Genomic DNA, 26,547 nt, shown 5'->3' on the forward strand with positions numbered 1-26,547 from the left:
CTCTTCTTCACTCATCATCCTCTTCATCACGTGGCCCGTTCACGGACCGCTTCTTCTTCACCGCGGAAATGTTCCGGTGCACCCACACGCTCTGCACCATTCCCATCAGGAACAGGCAGACGATCACAAATGTTCCCCCGTGGCTGACGAAAGGCATCGGCAGGCCAATGACCGGCAGCATCACCAGGTTCATCCCGGCATTCTGAAACGTGTGCACAAAGAACATGGCCACCACGCCCACGACAATGAGGCGCCCTAGCTGATCTCGCGCGAAAAACGCCACAAACACCGACTGCAGCAGCAGCAGCGCCATGCCTGAAAGCAGCAGCACCGCTCCGCGAAATCCAAACTCCTCGGCCACCACGCAAAAGATGAAGTCACTGATCGTTTCGTGAGGCAGAAAGGTGCGGTGAATGGACGCCTGGTCTTCCACCTTCTTCGATTCCGGCCCTTTCCCCTCCAGCCCCGCCGTGGACACCCCGATCAAAAGATACTTGGCCACCCACGCCTCGTTTTGCAGGTCCACCTTGTCCATCTGGTTTGTCATCATGTACCACGTCGAGCTGATGCGCGCCTGCTGGTACGGCTTCAGCGCAAAGACATACACCAGCGGCACGATGCTGATGACGCCCAGCAGCAGGGTGATCATGTAGCGGAACGGAATGCTGCCCACCAGCATCATCGAAAGAAACACCGGCCCCCATACCAGGCCGGAGCCAAGGTCTTCCTTGATCACCATCACCGCCGGCACCCCGGCCACCATCCCGGCTATCAAGATACGCAGCCACGGACGGCGAAACACCGGCAGCAGCCTCGGCAGTTCTCCAAACACCACGCCCAGCACCAGGATGCCGGACATGATGGCGAACTGCGACGGCTGCACCGACTGCCCGCCAATGATCAGCCACGCCTTGTTGCCCCCACGCTCCACCCCAAACAGCAGAACGGCTATCAGTCCGCCGATACCTGCAAGGTAAAGCGGCCAGCATGCCCAGCGCACCCATTTGTAGTCAATCAACGAGGCGCCAAAAAACACCGGCAGCCCGATCAAAATGGCGCGCATCTGGTCCTTCCATTTAAAGGCAAATTCGGCCGACTCCTTGTACGCCGAGGCGTTGAAGATGGCATACACGCCAAAGACACACAGCGCGGTGACATTCAGCACCAGCAGCCAGTTCATCCCGAGAAACTTTTTAAAGAGCGGCGTCATTGATTGGGAAAAGTGTCAGTCATCAAAAGTTCATTCGTCATTCACATCACCGGCACCGCATCCAGCAGCTTCTGCGTGTAGTCGTGCCGCGGACTTTCGCAGACTTGTTCGGCGTCCCCCTGCTCCACGATCTTGCCGTGGTGCATCACCACAATGCGGTCGCTCATATGCCGAACCACCGCAAGGTCATGGGCGATGAAAAGCAGCGTCAGGTCAAACTCCGCCTGGATGTCCTTCAGCAGGTTCAAAATCTGCGCCTGCACGCTCACATCCAGCGCGCTCACCGGCTCGTCGCAGATGAGAAACCGCGGCTTCACCGCCAGCGCCCGCGCGATGCCGATGCGCTGCCGCTGCCCGCCGCTGAATTCGTGCGGATACCGCTGCAGCGCATCTTCCGGCAGCCCCACCTTGCTCAGCAGTTCCGCGGAAACCGCGCGCCGTTCCTCACGCATTTTTTCTTTGAAGTGAATCTGCATCGGCTCCCCCAGGATGGACTCCACCGTCATGCGTGGGTTCAGCGAGCCGATCGGATCTTGAAAAACCATCTGCATGTCCCGGCGCAGCGGGCGAAATTCCTCCTCCGGCATGTTCATCAGCTCCTGCCCGCGATAAATCACGCTCCCGCCAGTCACAGGGATCAGCTTCAGCAGCGCACGCGCCACCGTGGATTTGCCGCTGCCGCTTTCTCCCACCAGCCCCACCGTGCTGCCCTCCTCCACTTCAAAGCTCACATCGTCCACCGCCTTGATCACATCCTTGGCATGGCCCAGCCAGCCTCCCCGCACGGGGAAGTGGATTTTCAGATCTTTCACACTGAGCATCGTCATGGTTGAAGCGCCGATTTTAGCACAGCTGCGGATTCACGCGAAAGTTTCATTGCGGGAAACCTCGAAAGTGTCAGCATCCTTTATCAGATGAACGATCGCTACGAATTGCTCGCCCCCATCGCCGAGGGCGGCCTGGGCACTGTGTTCAGAGCACTCGACCGGCAGACGGGCCGTGAAGTGGCCATCAAACGCATCCGCCACACCTCATCTGAAAACTCCGCCTCCGCCCTTGCATCCCTCCTTCACGAGGCCAGGCGCCAGTCCGTCCTTCACCATCCTCATGTCGTCGCCATCATCGAGGCCGGCACAGACAGCCACGGCGCCTTCATCGCCATGGAGCTCATCCACGGCGAGACACTCGAAGCCCGCCTCACCCGCAGCGCCTTGTCCCTCGCTGAATTCGACGCCCTCGTGCTTCAGACGCTCGCCGCCATCCAGGCCGCGCACTCCGCCGGCATCATCCATCTCGATCTCAAGCCGGAAAACCTCATGCTCGCGGACCATCCCGACGGCGGCATCCACGTGAAAATTCTCGACTTCGGCCTGGCCCGCGATCTTGAACCCACCGCCCCGCTTCCCGCCGCCTCCCCCGCGCAGGGCTCCATCTTCTTCATGGCCCCGGAGCAGTTCCAGCGCGCCGCGGTCGATGTCCGGACAGACCTCTACTCCCTCGGCTGCCTGTTCTACTACGCATGGTCTCACCAGCACCCGTTCGAAGGAGAAACCAAGCCGCAGGTCATGGTGGCTCATTTGTACCATCGCACCACTCCCCTTGCCCAGCTCCGGCCCGGCCTTCCGGACCCTACCGTTCGCTGGATCGAATGGCTCACCAGCCGCAGCCCCTCAGACCGCCCCGCAACCGTCGCCGAGGCCTTGCAGGCTTATGCGGCCGGCGGCTAGTCCCGGGCGCAAGAGACTTCTCTGCCATGGCGAAAGCTCCTTGCCATCCCACCACGTGCCGCCATCATGCGCCAACCAGCTTCCCGCCTTCTCATGACGCGTGCCTTTTCCGCTCTTTTGTCTGCCGCCATCTGCCTCATCGTCTGTTCCTGCAGCATGATCAAAAGCATCATCCCTGATTCGATGCCCAAGCTGCCCAAAATCCCCCTGCCCAGCCTCCCCAGCAGGAACACCGTGGCCAAGCTCGTCCCCGGCATGTCTGAAAAAGACAAGGTGAACGCCGAAGACCCGGACATCCCATTCAACTCCCGCGGCACTGTCGGCTACGGCCACACCATCCGCCTCGAAGTTTACGAAGGCACCCGCAGCCCCGACCGCATTTTCCGTGGCATTGAGATGATCAATACCGAGGGCAATCTCACCCTCGGAAAGGTCGGCACCGCCCACATCGGCGGCTTGCGCCTGCCCCAGGCTGCCGAGGCCATCGCCACCGTCTTCCGCCTTGCCGGTCGCAATACCCGCGAGATCACCGTCCAGATCATCTCCGTTGAAAACGTCCCGGTCGTTTTCCTCAATGGAGACGTCCAGGAGCCCGAATTCATCCCCGTCTTCAAAAACATGTCCGTGAAGCAGGCCGTCACCGTCACCGGCGGCCGCAAGGCGGGCTCCACCTCCCGCGGCGTTTACATCTCACGCCAGGGACAGCGCCACTTCTTTACCTCGCTCGAAGCGGCAAATTCCAAATGGGATCCGCAGGCCGGCGACATCATCACTCTTTCCCCCGATATCTGATTTTTTCTCATCATGCTCGAATACACTGGCGGCGGCCCCGCCGCGGCACAAGCCCCCCTCAGCTCGCTCTTTCAAACCGCAGCCATCCTCCGCATCGGCACCGGTCTCCTCCTCATGACTCGCTACGGCATCGATGCCGTGCAAAACGCCTACCACTTCTTCTTCCAGGAAAAACCCTGGGCCTGGGTTCCCGCCTTTCATGAGGCTGGCATGCCCTACGCCCACCTCCTTGCTCCCGTCGTCGCCATTCTCATCGTCGTCGTCGCCCTGAGCTGGATCATCGGCTTCCTCACCCGGCTCTTCGCCCTGGCCTTTCTTCCCGTCGTCATCACCACCCTCGTCGTCCTCCACAATTCGGGCTCCCCTCGCGTCGAGGCCGCCTGGCTCTACCTCATCATCACCGTGACCCTCCTGCTCTTCGGCTCTGGCACCGTTTCGGTGGATCAACTCTTCCGCCTCGGTCAGGGCGGCCCCAAAAAACGCCGCTGATGGCCCGCATCGTCCGCAGTTCTGTCGAGACTTCGGCCCCTGCCACCGCCGAACGCGTCCTCGCCATCGACCCCGCGTTGCGCAAAACCGGCTGGGCCATCGTCGAATGCTCCGCCGGTGTTCTGCGCGCCGTCGAATGGGGGGTCATTCACAACAAGCCCGCTCTTCTCCCCTCCGGCTGCCTTGTCTCCATCCGCACCGGCCTGAGCGACGTCATCGCCCGCCACTCGCCCACGGTCTGCGCCATCGAGTCCACGATCTTCGTCCAGAGCTACAAGACCGCCATCGTCCTCGGCACCGCCCGCGGCGCCTGCCTCATCGCCGCCGCGGAGCACGGTCTGCCCATCTACGAATACGCCCCGCGTGAGATCAAGCAGGCCGCCGTAGGCCGCGGTGCCGCTCAGAAAGATCAGGTCGCATTCATGATCCGCGCCCAGCTTCGCCTCCGCGAAACTCCCGAATCCGATGCCGCGGACGCCCTCGCCACAGCCATCACTCATTTCCAAAACTCCGCCGCCGCCCGCGCGACGGAACGCGAAACGAGGCGGGTGTGATATTCCACTTTCGCGACTCTGCTCCACCATTCAAAAACCGGGACACGCCGGCAAGCCGCATGCCGGGTAATGGCATGCGTACGAGGCAAGCCGGAAAAGCTCGACATTGCTCCTCCGTGCTTATCTTGGTGTTCGTCTTCCACTCCTGCCTATGAAAGATGAAGAGCCGCCCCGGATTGAACTGTTTGCGCAGATGCGCGCGCGTTACGTCCAGTGTTGCAGATTCATTTATCAGGGCTTGCTCTCCGTGCTGGTGATCCTGGCACTGATCCGCCTGGCTGCGGATGTCAGCGTGGATGCCTTGATCAAGGCCGGTTTCCTGCTCAGTTTTTTGGTGGTCTTTTTCAACCTCATCGGCATGGCGTCCAAAAAGATCCGGCTGGAGTGCCCCCTCTGCCAACGCACGGCCACCTTCAAACCGCGGCCCGGCTGGCGCGTGCTGCGGCTCCAATGCACTCAATGCTCCACGGAGTACACCTCCGACTGCTTCATTCCCTTCGGCGGAGCCCGGCCTGAAAAGGGGTCAGGGTGAGCTCAGGCACCGGGCAAGTCCAGCAGGACGTGATGCCAAGCCCTCCCCGCTCCTCACGCACTTTTCTTTTTCTTCACCACCTTTTTGGCAGCCTTCTTGCCGTCGGCCTTCTTCGCCACCACAGCGCCCTTGCCGTTCAGCTCCAGCTTCCCTTTCTTGCTCTCTTTCTCCAGCTTCTCCAGCTTGCGCAGCAGCTTCGGCCACTGCTTCTCTTCCACGATGTACCCCACGCAGCGCTCCGTCCCGCAGCGGCACGGGTGGTCATCCCACGTGTCCACATCAAATCCGTAGTTGTAGGTCAGCTCCTCCCCCTCCTTGATCTCTCGCAGCGAGTAAATCCAGATCCGTCCGCGAATGATGTACGCCTCGCAGTTCGGGTCGCAGGAGTGGTTGATGTACCGCGCAGGGTTCTTCCCCTTCGCCCCGTCAATGTCGTACTTCTGGTTCAGGGTAAAAACATACACCGCCGCCCCGCCGGTCTTCTTCGAGCTGTTCATCAGCGCGTCCCCGCGCCGTGTGGACTCCGCCTTGGTGATTTTTTCACCCACGTATTCGATGATCGGCACATCGTTGGGAATGTCACACCGGGCAAAAATACCGCGGTTGTGGATGGAGGAGGAGCGGACGGTCCAGTAGCGTTTCGTAGGGGCTTGAGGCATGAGGGCAGACGATCAACAGAGAAAAGGGAGCGCATGAAGTGTGCCGGGTCCCTCCATTGTCAAGGAATGAGGTCGAATGTTTCCCCTCCGCTCCATCAGGCACAGCCCCCACTTTCCGGTTGCCCCCGGGGTGCCGTGCGCCTTATTGCGCGCCCTTCAACCGCCCCGACTTCCCATGCTCGAATTCTTCCGCCGCCACCGCGGTGCCTTTCTCATCACCCTGACCGCCGCCATCATCATCTCGATGTTCTACTATGGCGTTTCCCAGACCACCAGAACCTACGAAAAGAAGGCCAGGGTCACCGACACCGCCGCCACCGTCTTCGGCAAGGAATACTCCATCGGCGATCTCCAGCGTGTCGAGCGCTCCCTCCAGCTTTCCGCGTACGTCATGCAGTCCTTTGAGCTCCCGCAGATGCTCAGAGAGCTCGCGCCCAATGGCGGCCCCGACATCCTCACCAATCTCTTCGTCGCACGCCACCTCATGGAGCAGTACGGCATCCGCACCAGCGACGCGGAAGCCCGCGCCGCCCTCGAAAAGCTTCCCGGCCTGCAGAACAACGGCAAGTTTGACGTCGCACGTGCCCAGATGCTCGAAGAGCGTGCCTCCTCCATGGGCTTCGAATCCGAAGACCTCCTCAACATCATGAAGGACACCATTGGCCTCCAGAAGCTGCGGGACGTCATCACCAAGAGCTACACCGCCTCCCCCCTGTCCGCTGAAAAGCAGTACGCCAGCAGCTACCAGACCTTCAAAGGCTCCAAGATCACCTTCCTCACAGAGACCTTCAAAAAAGCCGCCACCGTCTCCGACGACGAGATCAAAAAGTACTACGAAGAGAACAAGGACCGCTACAAAACCGCCGAGAAGCGCGCCGTCAGCTACATCTTCTTCGAAAATCCCAAGGACCTCGACAAGAAGCCCCTCGAAGAGCGTACCAAGGCCCAGAACGCCGTCGTCGAGCGCGTCAATGCCTTCAATGCCCTCACCAAAGCTCAGGACAAGCCCAAGACCTTTGCAGAAGCGGCTGCGATCACCAAAGAAAAAGTCGAGACCACCCCTCTCTTCGCTCAAGACTCACCGCCCGAAGCGCTCAAGTCTGAAAACAGCGTCGTCGACCTCATCTTTTCCCGCTCCAAGGACGCCAACACCGTGGGCGAGGCCATCGAAGGCGCCAGCGGCTACTATGTTTTCGAAGTTACCAAGATCGAAGAACCCAAGCAGCAGACCCAGGCCGAAGTCGCCGACAAGATCAAGGAAGTCCTCCTCGATCAGAAGGCCGCAGAAGCCCGCACCAAGGCCGTCAATGACGCCCGCACCGCCCTCAGCGAAGGTTTGAAAGCTGGCAAAAAAATCGATGACCTCGCCAAGGAAAAGAAGCTCGCCATCGAGGTCCTCCCGGACATCGACACTGCAAATCCTTCACAAGAGCTTCCCAATGCTTTCGACATCGCCCAGGAAGGCGCAAAAACCGCCGTCGGCGAAATCTCCCACGCTCTGGATGTCGAAAAAGGCAAGGCCACCCTTCTCATCTACGTCAGCGCCAAGGAACTCCGCAAACGCCCTGACTCCGTCGAAGTTCGCAAGAACCAGGTGGACTTCCTCTCGCGCCAGGAGCGCGACACCCTCTTCCACGCCTGGTTCAAAAAGCAGCAGGAATCCGCACGCGTCGTCATGGCCAAGTTCAGCTGAGGCTGACCTCCGGCCAGGAAAGCGGCGGAAAAAATCAGACTCCGCACAGAACAGGAACCGCAAAACTTTGACTCTCGGGGCAGGCTTTGCGGTTTCTTCATTTTCTGGCCTCATGCATCTCAGAGTCCTTCCATCCATCCACCGACGCACATGAGCGAAACCCCTCCGCCAAACAACGTCGAAGACCTCTACGATGAAGCCAGCGGCCATGTCGCCCTCGGCGAATTGTCCGAGGCCATCGCCCTCTACCGCCGCTGCGTCGCCCTCCAGCCCGACCACTTCGACAGCTGGCACGCCCTCGGCATGGCCCTCCTGCGCAATGGAGAAGTCAAAGAAGCCATCGGAGCCGGCCTCATGGCCACCACCCTCCAGCCCAACGACCTCCTCGCCTGGACCGCACTGTCCCAGATGTACGTCACCAACAAGCAGATCGCCGAAGCCGAAGACGCCAAAGGCAAAGCCCGCATCCTTTCCCTCGGCGGCAAAGTGGTGAAGTAACTCTCCGTTACCTCAGCAATCAACATCGATTGCTCGTCAATCACGCCCGCCCAGCCCCCCGTCCCCGGCAAAAAGATTGACGATTACCGCCCCATCGATTTTTGATGGCCTAAGTGGAAACCCCGCCTTTTCCCACCGTTCTGGAAGTCCGATGGTCACTCCTGCCCGTCGCCCAGCGCCCTCACCTCCCCTAACTCCCTCCCACCCATCCCCTCCGGCAACCACTGCAAACAATCGCCAACCACCGCAAACAACCGCCAACTTCCCCTCCCCCATGTCCTCCCCCCTCTTCACCCTCACCGGTAAATCAGCACTCGTCACCGGCGGCAGCAAAGGCCTCGGCAAGGCCATGGCACGCGGCTTCGCCGAAGCCGGAGCAGACGTTTTTATCTCCTCCCGCAGCGCCGAAGAACTCGCAGTCGCCGCTGCTGAGATCGGCGCAGGCCTTGACGTCAAAGTCGAATGGATGGTCGCTGACATGGCCGATCGCGCCGCCGTCAAAGCGCTCGCCGTGGAAGCCGAAAAACGCCTCGGCAAGATCGACATCCTCGTCAACAACGCCGGCATCAACAATCCCCAGGCCATCGACGAAATCACCGATGAAGTCTGGGATCGCAATGTCGAAGTGGACCTCACCGCCGTCATGTCCCTCACCCGCGCCGTCGTTCCCGGCATGAAGTCCCGCAACTGGGGCCGCATCATCCACATCTCCAGCGTGCTCGGCGTCGGCGGCCGCTTGAAGCGCAACGTTTACTGCGCCTGCAAAGCCGCCCTCATTGGCCTGGCCCGTGCCAGTGCTCTCGACCTCGGCCCCTACGGCATCACCGTCAACTGCCTCTGCCCCGGCCCCTTCCTTACCGACATGCCCGGCAAGCTCCTCAACGACGAAGAAAAGAAATACTTCGCCGATCGCACCGCCCTCAAGCGCTGGGCAGCCCCCCGCGAACTCGCCGGCCCCGCCCTTCTCCTCGCCAGCGAAGCCGGCGCCTACATCACCGGCCAGGGCATTGTGGTGGACGGTGGCGCTGCCATCAACATCCTCTAACCCATCCTTCTCCTCCTCTTCCTCCTCCCTTCGTTCAGCCCTCGCTCCACTCACTCGTCCTCGATCACGGAGCATCATTCCAAGTTTCGAAGTCCAACCTTCCCACTCGCATAGCCCCTGCGTCAGCCTCCTCGGACGTAGTTAAGCCTTCAACCTGTCCGGCCCCGCTCCTTCATCCCACGCAAATCTAAGCCGGGCCACACGGAAACCAACGGCCTCGCCAGCCACTCCACATCATCTCTCTGGCCAACTGCCAGACACGCACCCGGCCCGCAACACACGATTATCAGGCATTCCCTGCACCAAGCCTCGCACGGAATCCTGCATCGATGAAAGCGGCACAGACCCCAGCACCCAAGGCACGCCGGTATCACGTTCTCGTGATCGACGCTCACCCACGCGCAGACAGCTTTTGCGGCGGCATCGTCGCAGCCGTGGCCAATGGCGCCTCCTCCGCATCGCATGAGGTGCGCTGGCTCGCGCTGCGTGAGCTGAGCTTTGACCTCAGCCACAAAGGCCAGCCCCTGGAACCCGGCCTTGTACATGCCCGGCAGGAACTCCTATGGGCGCAGCACATCATCATCGTCTATCCCGTCTGGTGGGGCACCATGCCCGCACTACTCAAAGGATGGCTCGATCGTGTGCTGCTCCCAGGATTCGCGTTTGAAGAGCGTGAGGATGGCGGCTGGGAGGGGCTTCTCGCCGGGCGTTCCGCCACCCTCATCGCCACCATGGACACACCTCGCTGGATCTTCGCCCTCATCCTCCACTCATGCAGCGTCCGCGCGCTGCGGGATGCCACACTCCGCTTCTGCGGCATCAGAACGGTCCGCACCCTGCTCTTCTCCCCCGTTCGCACCTCCACCCCCGCTCAGCGGCAGCTTTGGCTCGGGCAGGCCGCCCAGGCGGGCTCGCAGCTCGACGTTCTTTTGCGCACAGGCTGGAGACCACGCCTTCGCGCATGGCTGCAGGCCCTGCGTCCTCAGTTCTACTTTTTTCCCTGGCTTGCCCTCACCGCCGGCGCCGTCAGCGCGGCCGCTGAAAAAGGCACCCCGTTGCACTGGGCCCCCTACCTGCTCTGCTGGGCCGCAGCATGGCTCATGGAAGCCATCGCCGTGCTGACAAACGAGATCCACGACCTGCCAACAGACAAGCTCAATCGCAACAGCGGACCCTTCACAGGCGGCTCGCGCGTCCTCGTGCAAAACATCCTCACCACTCAGCAGCTTCGATCCGCCAGAACAGTGTCCGTTGTCGGCATCACGTGCATCCTGCTCTTGCTGCCCTCCCTTTTCCCGGAGGTTCATTCGTTCGATGGCATCACCCTCCTGCTCGTGGGACTGCTGCTCGGAATCGGCTACACCGCTCCACCGCTGAAACTCGCCTACCGCACCCTGGGAGAACTCGATGTCGCATTGACCCACAGCGCGATGGTCATCCTTCTCGGGCACATCTCGCAAGGCGGCCACCTCCTTGATCTGCAGCCCTGGGTGCTCGCTGCGCCCGCTTTCTTTGCCATCTTGCCCGCCATCATTCTTGCCGGATTTCCAGACCTCGAGGCCGATGTCGCTGTCGGCAAAAAAACGCTCGCTGCCCGTTTTGGGAGACATGCCGCCTCCATCACCGCCATCGCCTCCACACTGCTGGCCCTCGGCCTGCACGCAGCCCTCTTTGTCAGTCCCTGGTGGTTCCACCTCCCCCTCCTGGTTCACGCCGGCGCATTGATCCTCACCCTGGCCGCCTACCTTCGCCACCCCCATCCAGGCCGCATCAATGGCCTCCTCGCGCTCGCCCTCTCCTACATGCTCTGGTTCGTCGGGTCCCCCTGGTTCCACCACCCCTGACCGCGCCACCGCTCATCACGCCAAACGGGGTCAGGGTGCAAATTCTTGACACCATTTCTCTTCACGGTCAAAATGCGGCCATGGCACGCAGCATCCGCATCCAGTCCGCCGGCGCCTGCTATCACATCATGGCCCGCGGCAACCGCCGGGAGGCCATTTTCCATGATGACGATGACCGGCGCTTTTTCCTGCACACCCTCTCCCAGGCCTGCGAGATGACCGGCTGGCGCGTGCATGCCTGGGTGCTCATGGACAATCACTATCACCTCTTCATCCAGACGCCGGAGCCCAATCTGGTCGCAGGCATGTCCTGGCTGCAAAACACCCTCACCCGCCGCTACAACGTGCGGCATCGCCAGTGGGGGCGCTTGTTTGGCGACCGCTACAAGTCGGTCGTGGTGGAGGGAGACGACTCCTACCATTACCAGACGCTGCTTGACTACATCCATCTCAATCCCGTGCGCGCCCGCATCATCCGGCCTGCGGCAAGGCAAAGCGTGTTGGACTACCCGTGGAGCAGCCTTGCCGGCGGCTACGCCCTGCCTCCCACCAAACGCGCCAAATGGCTGGCTGCCGAGAGCGGATTCAAATCCTTCGATCTGGCCGACTCCACCACCGGCCGGCGCAAAATGGTCGAGCGTCTCGACCGGCGGGCTGCAAGTGAAGAGATGAAAAACTGCGGCGTGCCTCCGCTGCCAGCGGAGGTGGATGCCCGGACCAGCCACCTCCGTCGCGGCTGGTACTGGGGCACGCAGGCTTTTGGCGAGAAAATGCGCAAGCTGGCCGGAGCCCTGCTCAAAAAAGGCGCGCCCAAAGCTCGCAATCTCCGGGGCAATCCCCATTTGAAAGCGCACGGGCAGCAGCAGGCGGAGGCCTGGCTGAAGCAGGGACTCAAGGCCGCGGAAATACGAGCCCCCGAACTCGCACGACTCAAAGGGTCGGATCCCCGCAAGCTCCTGCTGGCAGAGCTCCTGTGGCGACGTACCACCGTGTCCCAGGAATGGCTGTCCCAGCACCTGGCCATGAAATCAGCCGCCAACGTAAGCCAGCAACTCCGCCGCCTGGCCCCGGAAAAGCTCCTGGCCAAAATGCCCAAAGCCTTCAAAAACTTCCTCACCCACGCTCAATCCCAGGCGTAAAAGCGCCCGCAAGTTCGTGATCTATTTGGCAACGCCCGGAGGGTATGGACCGGGATCAAGCGCAGCCGATGAACCGGAAGCAGGGGCATGCTCGTGCCCGAGCGCCACTTCACCTGCCGTCCTTCGCATAACCGCGTTGTACAGGCACGGCTCCCACGGTTGCCTGCCATTTGAAGCCCCCTCCCTCCGCCCTCCGGCTCTGCATCCGTCCCCAAGTCCAGTTCCAGGCAAACAAAGATCCAACGTCGTTAAATAAATAGAGGTCTCATCACCTCCTCGGCAGCCCACATTCGTACAGTGTCATTGCCACGAAACATGCTCTTTCCCAGCCGCTTTCTTGACAACCCTCTCCTCGTACTGAAAGCAAGACCGATTTAAATTCATGCCAGACCCCATTGCCCTCGACCCCATTGCCATTGTTGGCATCGGATGCCGCCTTCCAGGAGGAGCCAATAACCCTGAGTCCTTCTGGAACATGCTGCTCAATGGCGTGGATGCCATACGCGAAGTGCCTGGGGACCGTTGGGATCACCGTTTCTATTACGACCCCGAACCCGGCAAGCCCGGAAAAACCTATTCCAAGTGGGCCGGCCTGATCGAAGACATCGCCACCTTTGACCCTGCCTTCTTCGGCATCACTCAGCGCGAGGCCGCCTTTGTCGATCCCCAGCAGCGCCTCTTGTTGGAAGCCACCTGGGAGGCCCTCGTGGACGCCGGCCAGCAGGTTGACATCGTGAAAGGTCAGGATACCGGCGTGTTTGTGGGCATTTCGACCCACGATTACAGTGACATCCAGCAAATCGATATCGGCCGCGGGCAGGCCTATCCCTACTCTGCCACCGGTGTCGCCGCCAGCATTGCTGCCAACCGTATTTCCTACGCGTTGAACTTCCAGGGACCCAGTGTCGCCGTGGACACCGCCTGCTCCTCTTCACTGGTGGCCGTCCACATGGCCTGCCAGGCCCTGTGGAACAAAGAATGCCACACCGCCATCGCCGCCGGGGTGAACTGCATCATCTCCGCCTATCCCTTCCTCGCATTCTCCAGCATGAGCATGCTCTCCCCGGATGGCCGCTGCAAAGCCTTTGACGCCAGCGCCAACGGCTTCGTCCGGGGCGAAGGCGTCGGTGCCGTCTGCCTCAAGCCCCTCTCCGCTGCGCTGGCGGACGGAGACTCCGTCTATGCCGTTATCCGCAGCACGGCCGTGAATCAGGATGGCCGCACCTCCGGCATGACGGTGCCCAGCCGCGGCTCCCAGCAGGAAATCATTGCCACAGCCTGCCGCCTGGCAGGAGTGTCTCCGCATGAGATCCAGTATGCCGAAGCCCACGGCACCGGCACCACAATCGGCGATCTCATCGAAGGCAGCGCCCTCGGCACCGTCCTCGGCGTCGGCCGCCAGCCCGGCGATGACTGCCTCGTCGGTTCCATCAAAACCAACATCGGCCACTTGGAGGCCGGATCCGGCATCGCAGGCCTCATCAAGGTAGCCCTCTGCCTCAAGCACGGGATCATCCCGCCCAATCTCCATTTCAAAAACCCAAATCCTTCGCTCAATTTCGAGCGCCTGCGCCTCAAGGTCCCGGTCGTCGCCACTCCCTTGAAAAAGGACGCGGATCACCGCCTCCTGGCATGCATCAACTCCTTCGGCTTCGGCGGCACCAATGCCCATGCCGTTCTCGAAGCCGCCCCGGAGCTTCCGTCCCCCATCGATGAGACGCGCACTCCCCCCATTTCATCCGGTGAAGAGCACCTCCTGACCATCTCCGCTCGCGGCACGGACGCCGCCCTTCAAGCCGTCGTACGCTCGTTCTATTCCTACCTGGAAACAGCGGACGAATCGATCTCCCTGAGCGCCATCTGCGCCGCCGCCAGCCGCCGCCGCACCCATCACGAATTCCGCCTCGCCGCCGTGGGTCGTACCCGCGACGAAATGCTCTCCTCCCTGACCGCCTTCTTGAGCAACGAGTCAGCCCCCGGCCTTAATGTCGGGCAGCCGCTCAAAAACGCCCGCCTCGTTTTCGTCTTCAGCGGTCAGGGCCCCCAGTGGTGGGCCATGGGCCGCGAGCTCCTCGATCAGGAGCCCGTTTTCCGCCAGACCATTCAGACTTGCCACGATGAGCTGCTCAAACTCGGCGGCATCTCCCTCCTCGATGAACTGAAGCGCGACGAAAGCGAAACCCGTCTCGACGAAACCCACATCGCCCAGACAGCCCTCTTCGCCTTGCAAGTCGCCCTCGCCGCACTGTGGCAGTCCTGGGGCGTCCGCCCCTTTGCCGTGGTCGGTCACAGCATGGGCGAAGTCGCCGCCGCCCATGTCAGCGGTGCCCTCACTCTCCAGGAAGCCGTTCGCGTCATCCACCACCGCGGGCGCTGCATGGAGCAGACCCCTCTTCGTGGCAAGATGATCGCCGCCGCTCTGACTCAGGCTGAGGCGGAGGAGACCATTGCGAAATATGGTACACAAGTCTCCCTCGCCGCTGTCAATGGCCCCCGCATGGTCTCCATCTCCGGCGATGCCGCTGCCGTGGATGAAATTTTCCACTCCCTGCAGCAGCGTGCGCTTTTCGTGCGCTACGTTCCCGTAAAATACGCCTTCCATAGCGCCCACATGGACCCCGTGCGCGATGAACTCGCCACATCCCTCGACGGCCTCTCTCCGCAGCCCTCCACCGTTAAAATCTATTCCACCGTCACCGGCAAAATGGCCGATGGCACCGACTATCATGCGGAGTATTGGTGGCGCAACGTGAGGCAAAGCGTGTTGTTTGCTCCCGCCATTGATGCCCTGATCGCCGCAGGCCTCACGCAGTTTTTGGAGATCAGCCCCCATCCCGTGCTTTCCACCTCCATGATGGAAAGCCTGGCACAGGCAGAGGCGGTTGGCATGGTCCTGCCTTCCCTGCGTCGTCAGAAGCCGGAACGCGCAACGCTGCTCGGGACGCTGGGTGCACTCCACGTCAACGGCCACGAAGTGGACTGGTCCGCGCTCTATCCGCAGGGCGGCCACGTCGTGCGTCTGCCGGAGTATCCCTGGCAGAAGGATCGCTTCTGGCATGAGCCCGCTCACTCCGCACGACTTCGGAAACATCCGCAGCTCAATCCTCTTGTCAGACTTGCGCTGCAAAGCGTCCACCCCACTTGGGAGACCGCGCTGAACAAAAGCGTCTTGACCTGGCTGAAAGATCATCGGGTGGGCCAGCACGTCATCTTCCCTGGCGCAGGTTATGTGGAAATGGCACTGGCTGCCGGGCGTGAACTGCATCCGGACAAGCCTTTCGTCATCGAGGAGCTTGAGATCCTCCGTGGCTGCATTCTTCCGGCGGGAGATGACGTCATCTCCGTTCAAATCGCGTGCACCCCGGAAGAAAACACCTTTGTTATCCAGAGCACGCCTGTTCCAGACCCGCCCACCTGGACTCAGCACGTCACCGGCCGCATGCGTGCGGAGCCGGAGCGCAGGCAGCCACCTGCCTTTGATCTTTCAGCGATCAAACTGCGCTGCTTGTCGGAGCTGGATGGCCCGGCGTTCTATCAAGCAGCAGCAACCGCGGAACTTCACTACGGCCCACAGTTCCAAGGCCTGACCCATGTCTGGGCCGGGCATGATGAGGCATTGGGACGCATCGAGCTTCCTCCTGCCGTCGCAACGGATCTGTGTCGCTATGAGGTTCACCCCGCGCTGCTGGATGCCTGCATTCATCCCACCATTGCCATCCCGGCAGACGGCTTGTACCTGCCTGCACGCATGGAGCGCGTTCGCTGCTACTCCAAGCCCGGAGACAAAGTGTGGGCCTACGTTCGCAGAACGCAGACAATCGCGAAAAAGATCATCGTCATCGATCTCTTCATCCTGGATGACGCAGGAAACGTGCTTCTAGAGATCACCGATTTCCTCTGCAAACACACCTCCATGAGCAGCGCCCCCGGCTCGGGTGCGCAGGCAGACTGGCTGTATCAGTCAGAATGGCATCTGAAGCCGCTCCCAGCCTTTAGTGCGCGAACTCCCGCCGACTGGCTGCCAGAAAATAACGCGCTGGCTGCGCAGCTCCGCCAGAGCGCCGCGCAGTTCAGCGCAGGACTCGGAATGAATGCGCGTTATGAGGAATGGGAGCCACGCTTCCATCAGCTTTGCCGCAGTTCCATCCTTGCCGTGCTAAAGGACCTGGGCTGGCGTCCCAAAGTGGATGAGAGCATCACTCTGACCGCATTGATGAAGCGCTTCAAGGTTCAGGCAGCGCATGCGCGCCTCCTGCAGCGCCTCCTCACACTGCTGGAAGCAGACGGCTGGCTCCAGCCGCAAACGGGAGCTGAGGAGCCCTCCTGGAAAGTCACCGCCAAACCTGCTGCATTGAAGCGGGACAAGCTCTGGCAGGACCTCGTGTTTCACTTCCCCAGCTTCCATCCGGAACTCATTCTGCTGGACCGCTGCACCACGGGTCTTGCTGAATTCATGCGTGGCAAATGCGACGGCGCGGCGCTGCAGTCCGCCAACATGCTGGAGCATTATCAGGAAGGCTCGGTCTTCACCCGGGTTTACAATCAGACAGTGGGCAAGGCAGTGGCTGCCGCCCTGGCACGGCTTCCGGAAGGCCGCCCGGTGCGCATTTTGGAAATCGGTGCCGGTTCAGGCGGGGTGACCGCAAGTGTGCTGCCAAGCCTGCCGCATGTGGGCGTGGAATACTGTTTTACAGATGTTTCAGACCGTTGGTTCGATCAGGCAGGAAAAAAATTCGGCGACTATTCGTCGGTGCAATACCGGGTGCTTGACCTCGACCTTCCTCCTGCGGAGCAGGGCTTCGCAGACGAGCGCTTTGACCTTGTCATTGTCTCCAATGCCCTGTCGTTGACGCAGAACGTGCAAAAGACGCTGGGACATGTGAGCCAGTTGATGGCATCCAGCGCTTTGCTGATCGCGCTGGAAGTTGAGCGCGCGAGCCCATGGCATGATCTTGTGCTCGGCACCAACGAACGCTGGTGGAGCTTTCAGGACTCCGCCCTGCGTGCACACCACCCGTTGCTGCCCGCTTCGGACTGGACTCAGCTCCTCTCCGCCGCGGGTTTCAGTGACATCGAAGCCGTAAGCGATGCCAGCAACCACAGTCAGACGGCACAAGTCGTCCTGCTCGCCCGTGGGCCCGAGCTGACCCAGCCTTTCATTGCGGATGTGCCGCCCGCCGAGCCCGGCCTATGGCTGCTGTTTGCCGATCGCAACGGGCAGGCCCACGCACTCGCAGAGTCCCTGCGAAAGCGTGGTGACACCTGTCTCCTCGTCACCGGATCGGAAAGTTTCACGCGTGTCGCTGCCGATGAAGTGCAAATCCACGCATCACAGGCGGAAGATTACACACGTCTGCTTTCCGAACTGCCGGCAGAGCCACCCCTTCGTGGCATTCTTCATTTCTGGAGTCTCGACGTCCCTGCGGGAGACGCGATCACCGTGGCGGATTTGGCACGCTCTCAAGCACTCGTCTGCCACAGCCCGCTTTATCTCGTCCAGGCACTGACAGCTTCGGGCCGCAGCGCACTGCCGGGCCTGTGGTTTATCACACGTGGAGCACAGGCTGCCGGCAAAGAGTCTTACCCCCTCTCTCTTGCCCAATCCCCCTTGCATGGGATGTCACGCGTCATCATGAGCGAGCATCCAGATCTTCGCTGCCGCTGCCTGGATCTCGACGCGGCACGGAACTCCGAAGACACCGACGTCCTTCTCAAGGAACTGCTGCATGCCGACGAGGAGGCCGAAATCGCATGGCGAGGTGAAGCACGCTATGTCCACCGGCTCGTGCATGGCTCGCTCGACAAACCAGCTCAAAGCCTGCCATCCACGCTCACGGCCGAGCAATGTTTCCGGCTTGAATCTGCCAAGCCTGGCTCTCTGGACCAGCTGGTGTTCCGCGCCAAACCGCGCCGCGCTCCGGGCCCGAATGAAGTGGAGATCGAGATCTGCGCAGCTGCGCTGAATTTCCGGGATGTGATGAAGGCTCTCGGCATTTATCCCGCCGAAGCCGCGGACGCCATGCTGCTGGGCGATGAATGTGCGGGGCGCATCGTCCGCGTGGGCGCGGATGTCACACAGTTCAAACCGGGAGATGAAGTCATGGCGCTGGCCGCCGGATGTTTCGGCACGCACGTCACCACCGTCGAATATGCGGTCCTGGCAAAGCCGCCGCATTTGACCATGGAAGAGGCGGCGACGATGATGGTCACGTACCTGACCGCGTCTTACGCCCTGTCTCATCAGGGACGCATGACCAAAGGAGAGCGCGTGCTCATTCATGCCGCCACCGGCGGAGTCGGCCAGGCAGCAGTGCGAATCGCCAAAGCCATCGGCGCTGAGATCTTTGCCACCGCTGGCAGCGCGGAGAAGCGCGGCTTCTTGAAACAGATCGGCGTGGAGCACGTGCTGGATTCACGCACGCTGGCCTTTGCTGAAGAGATCATGCGCATCACGCAAAACGAGGGCGTGGATCTGGTGCTCAATTCTCTCGCGGGAGAGGCCATTCATCAAAGCCTCTCGCTGCTGCGGCAGTACGGCCGTTTCCTCGAAATCGGCAAGCGTGACATCTACGGCAACACCAAGGTGGGTCTCTTCCCCTTCCGCAAGAACCTCTCCTACCACGCCATCGACCTCGGCCATGCGCTCGATCCGCGCAACTCGAAGCCATTGATGAGCAGCCTGAAGAAGCTGTTCATCTCCCGCAAGCTCCCGGCCCTGCCCTATCGCAGCTTTGCTCTGGCAAACGCGGCTCATGCGTTCCGCTACATCACGCAGGCGCGTCAGATTGGCAAAGTGGTGCTGACGATGGCGGATGCGTGCGTAACTCTCAGTGGGGAGACGGCGGATGCACCGCTTCATTTGAAGCCAGACGCCACCTACCTCGTCGCGGGTGGGCTTGGCGGTTTTGGCCTGGCCATGTCCAAATGGCTGGTGGCACAAGGGGCGCGCAACATCGTACTCTCCAGCCGCAGTGGCGCCTCAACCGAGGAGGCGCAGGCAGGCGTGGCCGCCATGCGGGCCGCAGGCGCCACCGTCACTGTCATCCAGTCGGACGTCAGCGATCCGGCGAGCGTGACTGCGCTGCTGGAGGAGATTGCGCAGTCGCATCCGCCCCTGCGCGGCGTCTTCCATGTGGCCATGGTGCTGGATGACGGCCTGATTTCCCAGCTCAATGCGGAGCGCTTCCAGAAGGTCACGACGCCAAAAATCAATGGCGCTTGGAACCTGCACCAGCAGACACGGGACCTCCCGCTGGATCACTTCGTGATGTTCTCCTCCGTGGCCTCCATCATCGGCAGCCCCGGTCAGGCAAACTACGCCGCCGCCAATGCCTTCCTGGATGCCCTGGCCAGCCACCGCCACAGCCTTGGCCTGCCTGCCTTGACCATCAACTGGGGCGTCATGTCCGGCGTGGGCTATGTGGCACGTCACAAGAAGCTGGAGGAACACTTTGCACGCATCGGCTGGTCAGGTCTGGCCCCCACTGAGAGCCTCCCCATCCTGGGCAGGCTCATGTTGCAGCCGAAAATCCCGCAGATGATGATCTCGCGAATTGACTGGGCCAAATGGGCCGCCGTCACTCCTGCCATCATCACCACCCCACGCTATGCCCTGCTGACCACCGAGGATGCTCTCAGGCAGCATCAGGCCGAAGACTCCAACTGGCTGCGTGAGGCTGTGCTTCGCGCCACGCCAGCTGAACAGCTGGGAATATTGGACACCTTCCTGCGCGAGCAGGTGGCCAAGATCCTCCGCACCTCTCCCGGCAAGATCGACTCGAAACGCCCCCTCAATGAAATCGGCATTGATTCGCTCATGGCGGTTGAGCTGATTCATCAGGTTGAAAGCCTCACAGGCATCGCCATTCCGACGGGCCAGCTGATGGGAGGCGCTCCCACTGTGCAGAAACTCTCCGAAATCCTGCTGACCAACCTGACCGGTAGCAAGGCCGACTCCGGTGCGCCAGCTCCGGCTCAGGAGACTCCCACACCGCCCCAAGGAGACGACGGTTTTGTCCACGATGCGCACCTGGGGCGCTGGGACATCCCCTTTGCTGCGGAGCCGGTGCCTGCCGCCCAGATTCGTGAACCGCAAATCATCTTCCTCACCGGAGCGACCGAATTCCTTGGTGCCTTCCTTCTGCGCGATCTTCTGCAGCAAACCCCGGCCGGCATCCACTGCCTTGTCAGCGCCGAAGACGCCGCCAGTGCCGCACGAATGATCGAGGCGCATATGACGGAGTGCGGCTGCTGGGAGGACGCCTTCCGCCCCCGGATCATGCCAGTGCTGGGAGACCTCTCCCAGCCATTGCTGGGTCTCGAGCCTGCGGCCTTCGATCTGCTGGCCTCGACTGTGGACGTCATCTTCCACACCGCCGCCCATATCAATCACATCTCCGCGTATGCTCAGTTAAGGGCCGCCAATGTGATCGGCTCCGTGGCAATCATCCGTCTCGCCTCCCAAGGCAGGCTCAAGCCGGTGAATTATCTCTCCAGTGCGTCTGTCCTAAGCGCCTTCCCAGGCACCGCTGAAAATACGCTTAGCGAGGACACGCCGCTCTCTGCCCATGAAAAACTGACGCTGGGTTACAGCCAGAGCCGCTGGGCGTCAGAGCAGTTGTTCATCCAGGCCCGTGCCCACGGTTTGCCGGTAAATATCTACCGCCCAGGACTTCTCGTGGGCGACGACCGCACCGGGGTCAGCCCTTCCGACAATGTCATCTGGCTCTTCCTCAAAACCTGCATCGCCACCGGTGTGGGCCCTGAGGCCGGCTACAGCAGTCTTCTCACTCCGGTCGACTTCGTTTCGGCCGCCCTGGTGCGGCTCTCGCTGAATCTGAGCGAGTGCGGGCGGAACTATCACCTCATCAATCCCGCTGCGCCAAGCTTCCGCGGAGTGGTGGACCTGGCACGCGGATGCGGCTACCCGATCCAGGTGGTGTCCGAGGACCAATGGGAGGCCACGCTCGCAAACGGCGGCCTCGCCTTGCAGCAAAACCCCGTGGCGGCCTACCAGCTCTTCATGCCACGCCACATCCTTTTGCAGTTCGTTCAGGAGCAGTCCGCCGAGTTCTGCCGCAACACACTGCGGGACCTGGACGGCACCGGCATCCAATGCCAGCCGATCGATCACGACCGGATGAAGCTCTACCTCAGGCATTTCGTGCAGACCGGCTTCCTTCCTCCCGCAGGTGAAGAGTGACGTGACGGCGAAGGGAGGCGCGCCAGGTGAAGCGCGCCTTCCCCGCTTGATACTTGGAACGCAAAGTGCGACACACCACCGCCATGAACGAGATCACCAGGCGCAAAAACTTTATCCCCGTCACCGATGAATTGATTGGGTACCTGGATCAGTTCGGGCGCTGCTACTCCCTGCCGACAACCTACCAGGAGCTGCGCAATTTTTCCGAGAGCTACCCCCTCTTTGACAAGGAGGGCAATGCCACCCACTGGAGCAGCGTGCTGTACCCGCGCGAGCTGCAGCAGGAGATCTACCCCAAGCTGACCAGCATCTACTCCCAGCTGCGCACCGGAGATTTCCACGCCGTGCCGCATCTCTTTGTGGAGCGTGTGGACTACTGCGAATTTGGCAACTCACGCCCCTTCCGTGTGCGGGTGGTGAACCAGTACAATGACAACTACGACCACTTCTACGTGAAAACGGCGGATGCCTCCCGCGTGTATGGTCTGGAACTGGAACACCTGCTTTCCCCAAACCGCATCAACTACCTCATGCACCGCGGCGGCACGCTGGTGGAGGAGCACATCGCCGGCATTCCAGGAGATGCCTTCATCCGCGACTACCTCCAGCGCCCGGACTTTAATGGCGTCCGTCTGGCCAAGGAGTTCGTCAAATTCAGCGAGCGCTGCTTCATCCGGCTCCTGGGGGACATGCGCAGCTACAACTACGTGGTGGACATGACGCCCGATTTTGAGGAGGTGCAGTACCGCGTGCGCGCCATCGACTTCGACCAGCAAAGCTATGAGGGACGCAAAAGCCTGTACCTCCCGCAGTTCTTCAAGGAGAACAATCCCGTGGTGAAGCTCTGCTCCGCCTGCCTGAACTTCCCCACCATGAAGCAGTACCAGGAGGAGGAGCGCAGCCTCATCTCCCGCCGCTACCTGTCCGAGCGCCAGCGCATCACCGCCCTGCTGCACTGCATGAAAAACAACGCGGTCGAGCCTTTTGAAAAGGTCGTGCAGCTGCGTTCGGAACTGGGCCAGTACCACAGCACCCATGTCTTTGACTCCTGCAAATCCATGGGGGAAATCGTCGAACGAAACCTGGACCTCATGCTGGGGAGGCACCTTGAATAGTACGAGATCGCACTTGCTGCGGACGCTGTCCTGATTTCTTCTGAGGCGACCATGCCTTGCAAACTTATCATCATCACCGGCTCCCAGCTTGGGGTCGAACGCTGCTCGCTCGAGTGGGCGCTAAAACACGAATTTCCGCACGGCGGCTGGTGCCCGAAGGGCTTGTTCAATGCCGCGGAACCCCTGGACCCTCGCTACAAGCTCAAGGAAGGCGAAACGGAGAATCTGCTGGAGGCGGTTGGCTCCAACGTGCGCGATGCCGAAGCCACCCTGGTCTTCACCATGGCCGCCAAGGCCGCCGGCGCCGCCCTCAAGGCCGTCACAGGTGCCAAAAAGCAGAAAAAGCCGGTGCTGCATGTGCACCGCGGCATTCTGGGTGTTTCGGAAAAGATCGTGGCCTTTCTGGACAAACATTACATCCGGCGCCTCCACATCACGGGATCCACCGATGCGGACGAACCCGGGGTGGGCGACTGGGCGACCAACGAACTCGAAAAGGCCAAGGGCATTCTGGACCGGCGCCCTGAATGATGTGATGTTCCGTGGGGAGATCCCCGCTGCTCAGAATCTCAGCAAACAGGGGCATCTTGCACCCGCGGCGAAATCGAATACAACGCGGGGGCACAGCGCAGACTGCGCATGGCCCTTTTGCTCGAATCATTCCGCACTAAACTGAAGCATGCTTGTTCTCGCCACCGCCGCCACTTCTCATGCTTCCCTGCCTCATTTGGGCATGGTGGCTCCATTTGTCGTGCTGCTGCTGTGCATCGCCCTGATGCCGCTGATTGCCGCGCACTTTTGGGAGCATCATTACCCGAAGCTGGCGGTGACCCTGGGCCTGATCACTGCAGGCTATTACGCTTTTGTGCAGCACAACTGGCAGCCGCTGCACCATGCGGCGCAGGAGTACGTGAGCTTCATGGCGCTGGTGGGCTCCCTCTTTGTCATCTCAGGGGGAATCAACATCCGCGTCAAGGGGGAGGCGACGCCGCTGGTGAACACGCTCTTCCTCCTCGCAGGCGCCGTGCTGGCCAACATCATCGGCACCACAGGCGCATCGATGCTGCTGATCCGGCCCTGGATCAAAATGAACCGTTTCCGCATCACCGGATTTCACATCGTCTTCTTCATTTTCACCATCAGCAATGTCGGGGGCTGCCTAACCCCCATCGGTGATCCTCCGCTGTTTCTAGGTTTCCTTCGTGGAGTGCCTTTCTTCTGGGTGCTGCAGCACTGCTGGGCGGCCGGCTTGCTGGCACTGACGCTGCTGCTGGTGGTCTTCTTCATTCTCGACGCCCGAAATTTTTCCCGTGTTCCTAAAAACATCCGCGACAAAGAGACGGCGCATGAGGAATGGCAGTTCAACGGCCTGCTGAATCTCGTGTGGCTCGGCGTCGTCATTCTGGCGGTGCTTCTGCCAAAGAGCATCCAGGAAACGACGGTGCTCGGTGTCTTTACCATTCCTGCTCTGGTGATGCTGGCTGCGGCTGCGGCTTCGTTCTTCATCACCAAGCCTGCGGTGCATGAAGCCAACGATTTCAACTTCGGCCCGGTCAAGGAAGTGGGTTTTCTCTTCATCGGCATCTTCCTCACCATGATCCCGGCCCTGCAGATCCTGCAAAGCGGTGAAGCAGTCCAGATCAGTTCGCCGCTGCAGTATTATTTCACCACGGGCGCTCTCTCGGCCTTCCTGGACAATGCGCCGACCTACCTCTCCTTCCTGGCGGCGTCCATGGGCCAGCAGCATCTCTCGGTGGAATCTCATGCGGATGTGCTGAAATTTGCCACGGAGCATGCGCGGCATCTCGCAGCCATCTCACTTGGCGCCGTGTTCTTCGGCGCGGGCAGCTACATTGGCAACGGCCCCAATTTCATGGTCAAAGCCATCGCGGAAAAATCCAGGGTGCATACACCATCCTTTCTTGCCTACATGTACCGGTTCTCCATTCCCATCCTGCTGCCCATTCTCATCGTCGTGGGCTGGGTGATGGTGAAAAGCGGGCAGTGAACTGCTGCTATTCTTCCAGGTAGATCGTGCTGCCACGCGGCGGCCTTTTTGCCCAGTTGAACATCGAGCCAAAGCCACCGGATGATTTGGAGCCGTCCACAATGGCCCGGCGTACAGTCACCTTTTGTTTTTCCTTCGATGATGCGGCGGCGACTTTCGCCTTCGCCTTCTTCGGAGCAGAGGCCACGTCGGTGATCTTTTCCACCCCGATCGGGATCGCAGATTCAGTCGCTGCCAGCGAGCTCTGGCCCACGATTTGCACCGGCGTCCCTTCCGGAGTTTCCTTGAAAAAGATGCGGGCCATTTTGGTCGGCAGACGGATGCAGCCATGCGAGGCCGGATAACCAGGCAGATAGCCTTCATGCATGCCGATGCCGCCGACGATGCGCATGAAGTAGCGCATGTTAGCCCCCACATAGGTGGTGCCTGCGGGCGCAGGATCGGTTCGAGTGTCCACCTCCGACTGCACCACATTCCCCGCCTTGTCCACGTAGCAGCCGAAAAGCGACGAACGGTGGTCGATGTCCTTGTCCAAAATGCGATAGGAACCAGTCACCGTGCCATGACTTTCGCGGCCCGAAGAAATGGGAGAGACGCCCACAAGCTGCGCACCTTTATAGTACTGCACCCGCTGGGTGCTGAGATTGATGACGATGCGTGGCTTGCCCGCGACTCCGTCGCCTTTCCACCACGCACGGCTGTCGAGCGGATTCTCCGTGACATCCTGCTGGGACGAGCAGCCGACGCCAGCAAATGCGTAGCACAAAACCAGAAGCGCTCTCCTAAGGCGGGCAGATGGACGCTGGGATGTCATGCCGGATGAATTTGCATTCGGCATGCCATTTTTCCACCAAAAATCCGCCTTGCCGGGAGCCGCCTCAGGCATAGGTCACTGGGGTGCCGGTGCTGTTGGCGAGAGCTTTGAAGCGCTTTGTCAGTTCTTGCGTCAGCTTGCCAGGAGTGCCATCGCCGATGGGGCGGCGGTCGTACTTCACCGCAGGAATGACCTCCGCGGCCGTGCCGGTCAGGAAGCACTCGTCTGCGGTGTAGATGTCAAAACGCGTCATGACGGCCTCGGTGCAGGGCATGCCCATTTCCGCGAGGATTTCCATGACAGCGCGGCGGGTGATGCCGTCCAGCGCGCCAGAGGAGATCGGAGGAGTGGTCACTTTCCCATTTTTCACGATGAAGACGTTGTCGCCCGTGCACTCGGAGACGTAGCCCTGATCATTGAGCATGATGCCCTCGTCGCACCCGGCCTGAAGACACTCGATCTTGGCCATGATGTTGTTCAGGTAGTTCAGGCTCTTGACCTGGGGGCTGAGCGCAGCGGAGTTCGGACGACGCGTGCCGCAGGTGATCAGCTCCAGGCCTTTCTCGTAACGCTCCGCCGGGTACAGCGTGATGCTGCTGGCAATGATGAACACGCTGGCCTTCGGGCACTGGTAGGGATTCAGGCCGAGCGAGCCGACGCCACGTGTGATGACGAGGCGGATGTAGCCGTCGCGCAGATTGTTCGCCGCCACCGTGTCGAGCGTGGCTTTTTCCATTTCCTCAAACGAGATCGGGATGGTCAGGCAAATGGCCTTGGCGCAGTCATAGAGACGGTGCAGATGCTCCGTAAGGCGGAACACGCGGCCATTGTAAATGCGAATGCCCTCAAATACCCCGTCCCCGTACAAGAGGCCGTGGTCGAAGACGGAAATCTTCGCCTCGGATTCAGGAACGAGCTTGCCATCAAGGTAAATAAGGAGATTTGCAGACATGGGGCGCGTAGAATCCACAGATAGGACGCTTTTGCAAGCGCTGGCAATGTGCTTGCGCAAGACCGATTCACGCTCATCCTGCGCGCCCGTTTAACCCGCACCCTAGAAATACCATGGCCGACATCTCCACCAGCGCAGCAGACAAGAAGGAAAAGGAATACTTCACCGACGTCCCTCAGGACGCTCCCGGCTTCTTCCTCAAGGGCTGCCACCAGTACGACTGGGGCCTCAAGAACCGCCTCTCCAAGGTCTTCAATCCCAAGGACGGCCGCAC

General features: G+C 60.9%; 19 protein-coding genes. 14 read left to right on the plus strand and 5 right to left on the minus strand.

Annotated features, from left to right (window positions below; genetic code table 11):
• Window positions 1–7 precede the first annotated feature (7 nt).
• The gene (locus tag ACILSO_RS17340) at window positions 8–1,210 is read right to left on the minus strand and encodes an FtsW/RodA/SpoVE family cell cycle protein (protein WP_395738698.1); all 1,203 of its coding nucleotides are present in this window, start codon (window positions 1,208–1,210) and stop codon (window positions 8–10) included.
• 41 nt (window positions 1,211–1,251) lie between these two features.
• Window positions 1,252–2,037 carry an ABC transporter ATP-binding protein gene (locus tag ACILSO_RS17345; RefSeq protein WP_395738699.1) on the minus strand — a complete coding sequence of 262 codons (786 nt, stop codon included), beginning with the start codon at window positions 2,035–2,037 and terminating at the stop codon, window positions 1,252–1,254.
• A gap of 87 nt (window positions 2,038–2,124) precedes the next feature.
• Here ACILSO_RS17345 and ACILSO_RS17350 point away from each other — a divergent pair, with 87 nt between their 5' ends.
• The 5 genes from ACILSO_RS17350 to ACILSO_RS17370 all read left to right on the plus strand — a co-directional run bounded on the left by ACILSO_RS17350 (window position 2,125) and on the right by ACILSO_RS17370 (window position 5,304).
• Window positions 2,125–2,937 carry a serine/threonine-protein kinase gene (locus ACILSO_RS17350; RefSeq protein ID WP_395738700.1) on the plus strand — a complete coding sequence of 271 codons (813 nt, stop codon included), beginning with the start codon at window positions 2,125–2,127 and terminating at the stop codon, window positions 2,935–2,937.
• Between the two features lie 66 nt (window positions 2,938–3,003).
• Window positions 3,004–3,729, plus strand: coding sequence for a hypothetical protein (locus tag ACILSO_RS17355; RefSeq protein WP_395738701.1), 726 nt, complete (start codon window positions 3,004–3,006; stop codon window positions 3,727–3,729).
• A gap of 12 nt (window positions 3,730–3,741) precedes the next feature.
• Window positions 3,742–4,218: a hypothetical protein gene (locus ACILSO_RS17360; RefSeq protein ID WP_395738702.1), complete on the plus strand. Its 477-nt coding sequence runs from the start codon at window positions 3,742–3,744 to the stop codon at window positions 4,216–4,218.
• On the plus strand, window positions 4,218–4,772 hold the full coding sequence (gene ruvC / locus ACILSO_RS17365; protein ID WP_395738703.1) for a crossover junction endodeoxyribonuclease RuvC: 555 nt from the start codon (window positions 4,218–4,220) through the stop codon (window positions 4,770–4,772). Before ACILSO_RS17360 ends, ruvC begins: the two co-directional genes overlap by 1 nt.
• 151 nt (window positions 4,773–4,923) lie before the next feature.
• On the plus strand, window positions 4,924–5,304 hold the full coding sequence (locus ACILSO_RS17370; RefSeq protein ID WP_395738704.1) for a hypothetical protein: 381 nt from the start codon (window positions 4,924–4,926) through the stop codon (window positions 5,302–5,304).
• A gap of 53 nt (window positions 5,305–5,357) precedes the next feature.
• On the opposite strand, the gene ACILSO_RS17375 is transcribed toward ACILSO_RS17370, so the two are convergent.
• Window positions 5,358–5,963 carry an SET domain-containing protein gene (locus tag ACILSO_RS17375; RefSeq protein WP_395738705.1) on the minus strand — a complete coding sequence of 202 codons (606 nt, stop codon included), beginning with the start codon at window positions 5,961–5,963 and terminating at the stop codon, window positions 5,358–5,360.
• 175 nt (window positions 5,964–6,138) lie between these two features.
• Between ACILSO_RS17375 and ACILSO_RS17380 the strand changes: the two genes are divergently transcribed.
• From ACILSO_RS17380 to ACILSO_RS17420, 9 genes are all read left to right on the plus strand, one after another.
• A complete protein-coding gene (locus tag ACILSO_RS17380; protein ID WP_395738706.1) occupies window positions 6,139–7,656 on the plus strand; it encodes a peptidyl-prolyl cis-trans isomerase in 1,518 nt (505 codons plus the stop codon).
• 150 nt (window positions 7,657–7,806) lie between these two features.
• The gene (locus ACILSO_RS17385; RefSeq protein ID WP_395738707.1) at window positions 7,807–8,154 is read left to right on the plus strand and encodes a tetratricopeptide repeat protein; all 348 of its coding nucleotides are present in this window, start codon (window positions 7,807–7,809) and stop codon (window positions 8,152–8,154) included.
• A 274-nt stretch (window positions 8,155–8,428) separates the two neighbouring features.
• Entirely contained in the window at window positions 8,429–9,199 is a 771-nt protein-coding gene (locus ACILSO_RS17390) for an SDR family NAD(P)-dependent oxidoreductase (RefSeq protein WP_395738708.1), read from the plus strand.
• 380 nt (window positions 9,200–9,579) lie between these two features.
• A complete protein-coding gene (locus ACILSO_RS17395) occupies window positions 9,580–11,043 on the plus strand; it encodes an NAD(P)H-dependent oxidoreductase (RefSeq protein ID WP_395738709.1) in 1,464 nt (487 codons plus the stop codon).
• Window positions 11,044–11,123: 80 nt separating this feature from the next.
• Window positions 11,124–12,182: a transposase gene (locus ACILSO_RS17400; RefSeq protein ID WP_395738710.1), complete on the plus strand. Its 1,059-nt coding sequence runs from the start codon at window positions 11,124–11,126 to the stop codon at window positions 12,180–12,182.
• 382 nt (window positions 12,183–12,564) lie between these two features.
• Window positions 12,565–21,384 (plus strand): thioester reductase domain-containing protein, encoded by an 8,820-nt coding sequence (locus ACILSO_RS17405; protein ID WP_395738711.1) that lies wholly within the window; start codon window positions 12,565–12,567, stop codon window positions 21,382–21,384.
• Between the two features lie 83 nt (window positions 21,385–21,467).
• A complete protein-coding gene (locus ACILSO_RS17410; RefSeq protein ID WP_395738712.1) occupies window positions 21,468–22,499 on the plus strand; it encodes a hypothetical protein in 1,032 nt (343 codons plus the stop codon).
• A gap of 51 nt (window positions 22,500–22,550) precedes the next feature.
• Complete coding sequence (locus ACILSO_RS17415) at window positions 22,551–23,030, plus strand: YpsA SLOG family protein (RefSeq protein ID WP_395738713.1); 480 nt, start codon at window positions 22,551–22,553, stop codon at window positions 23,028–23,030.
• A gap of 148 nt (window positions 23,031–23,178) precedes the next feature.
• Window positions 23,179–24,507, plus strand: coding sequence for a sodium:proton antiporter (locus tag ACILSO_RS17420; protein ID WP_395738714.1), 1,329 nt, complete (start codon window positions 23,179–23,181; stop codon window positions 24,505–24,507).
• A gap of 7 nt (window positions 24,508–24,514) precedes the next feature.
• Here the strand turns inward: ACILSO_RS17420 and ACILSO_RS17425 are convergent, their stop codons facing one another.
• Window positions 24,515–25,321 (minus strand): L,D-transpeptidase family protein, encoded by an 807-nt coding sequence (locus tag ACILSO_RS17425; protein ID WP_395738715.1) that lies wholly within the window; start codon window positions 25,319–25,321, stop codon window positions 24,515–24,517.
• A gap of 64 nt (window positions 25,322–25,385) precedes the next feature.
• Window positions 25,386–26,273 carry a branched-chain-amino-acid transaminase gene (gene ilvE / locus ACILSO_RS17430; protein WP_395738716.1) on the minus strand — a complete coding sequence of 296 codons (888 nt, stop codon included), beginning with the start codon at window positions 26,271–26,273 and terminating at the stop codon, window positions 25,386–25,388.
• Window positions 26,274–26,547: the final 274 nt, after the last annotated feature.

The organism is Prosthecobacter sp., assembly GCF_044226605.1.
GTDB lineage: Bacteria > Verrucomicrobiota > Verrucomicrobiia > Verrucomicrobiales > Verrucomicrobiaceae > Prosthecobacter.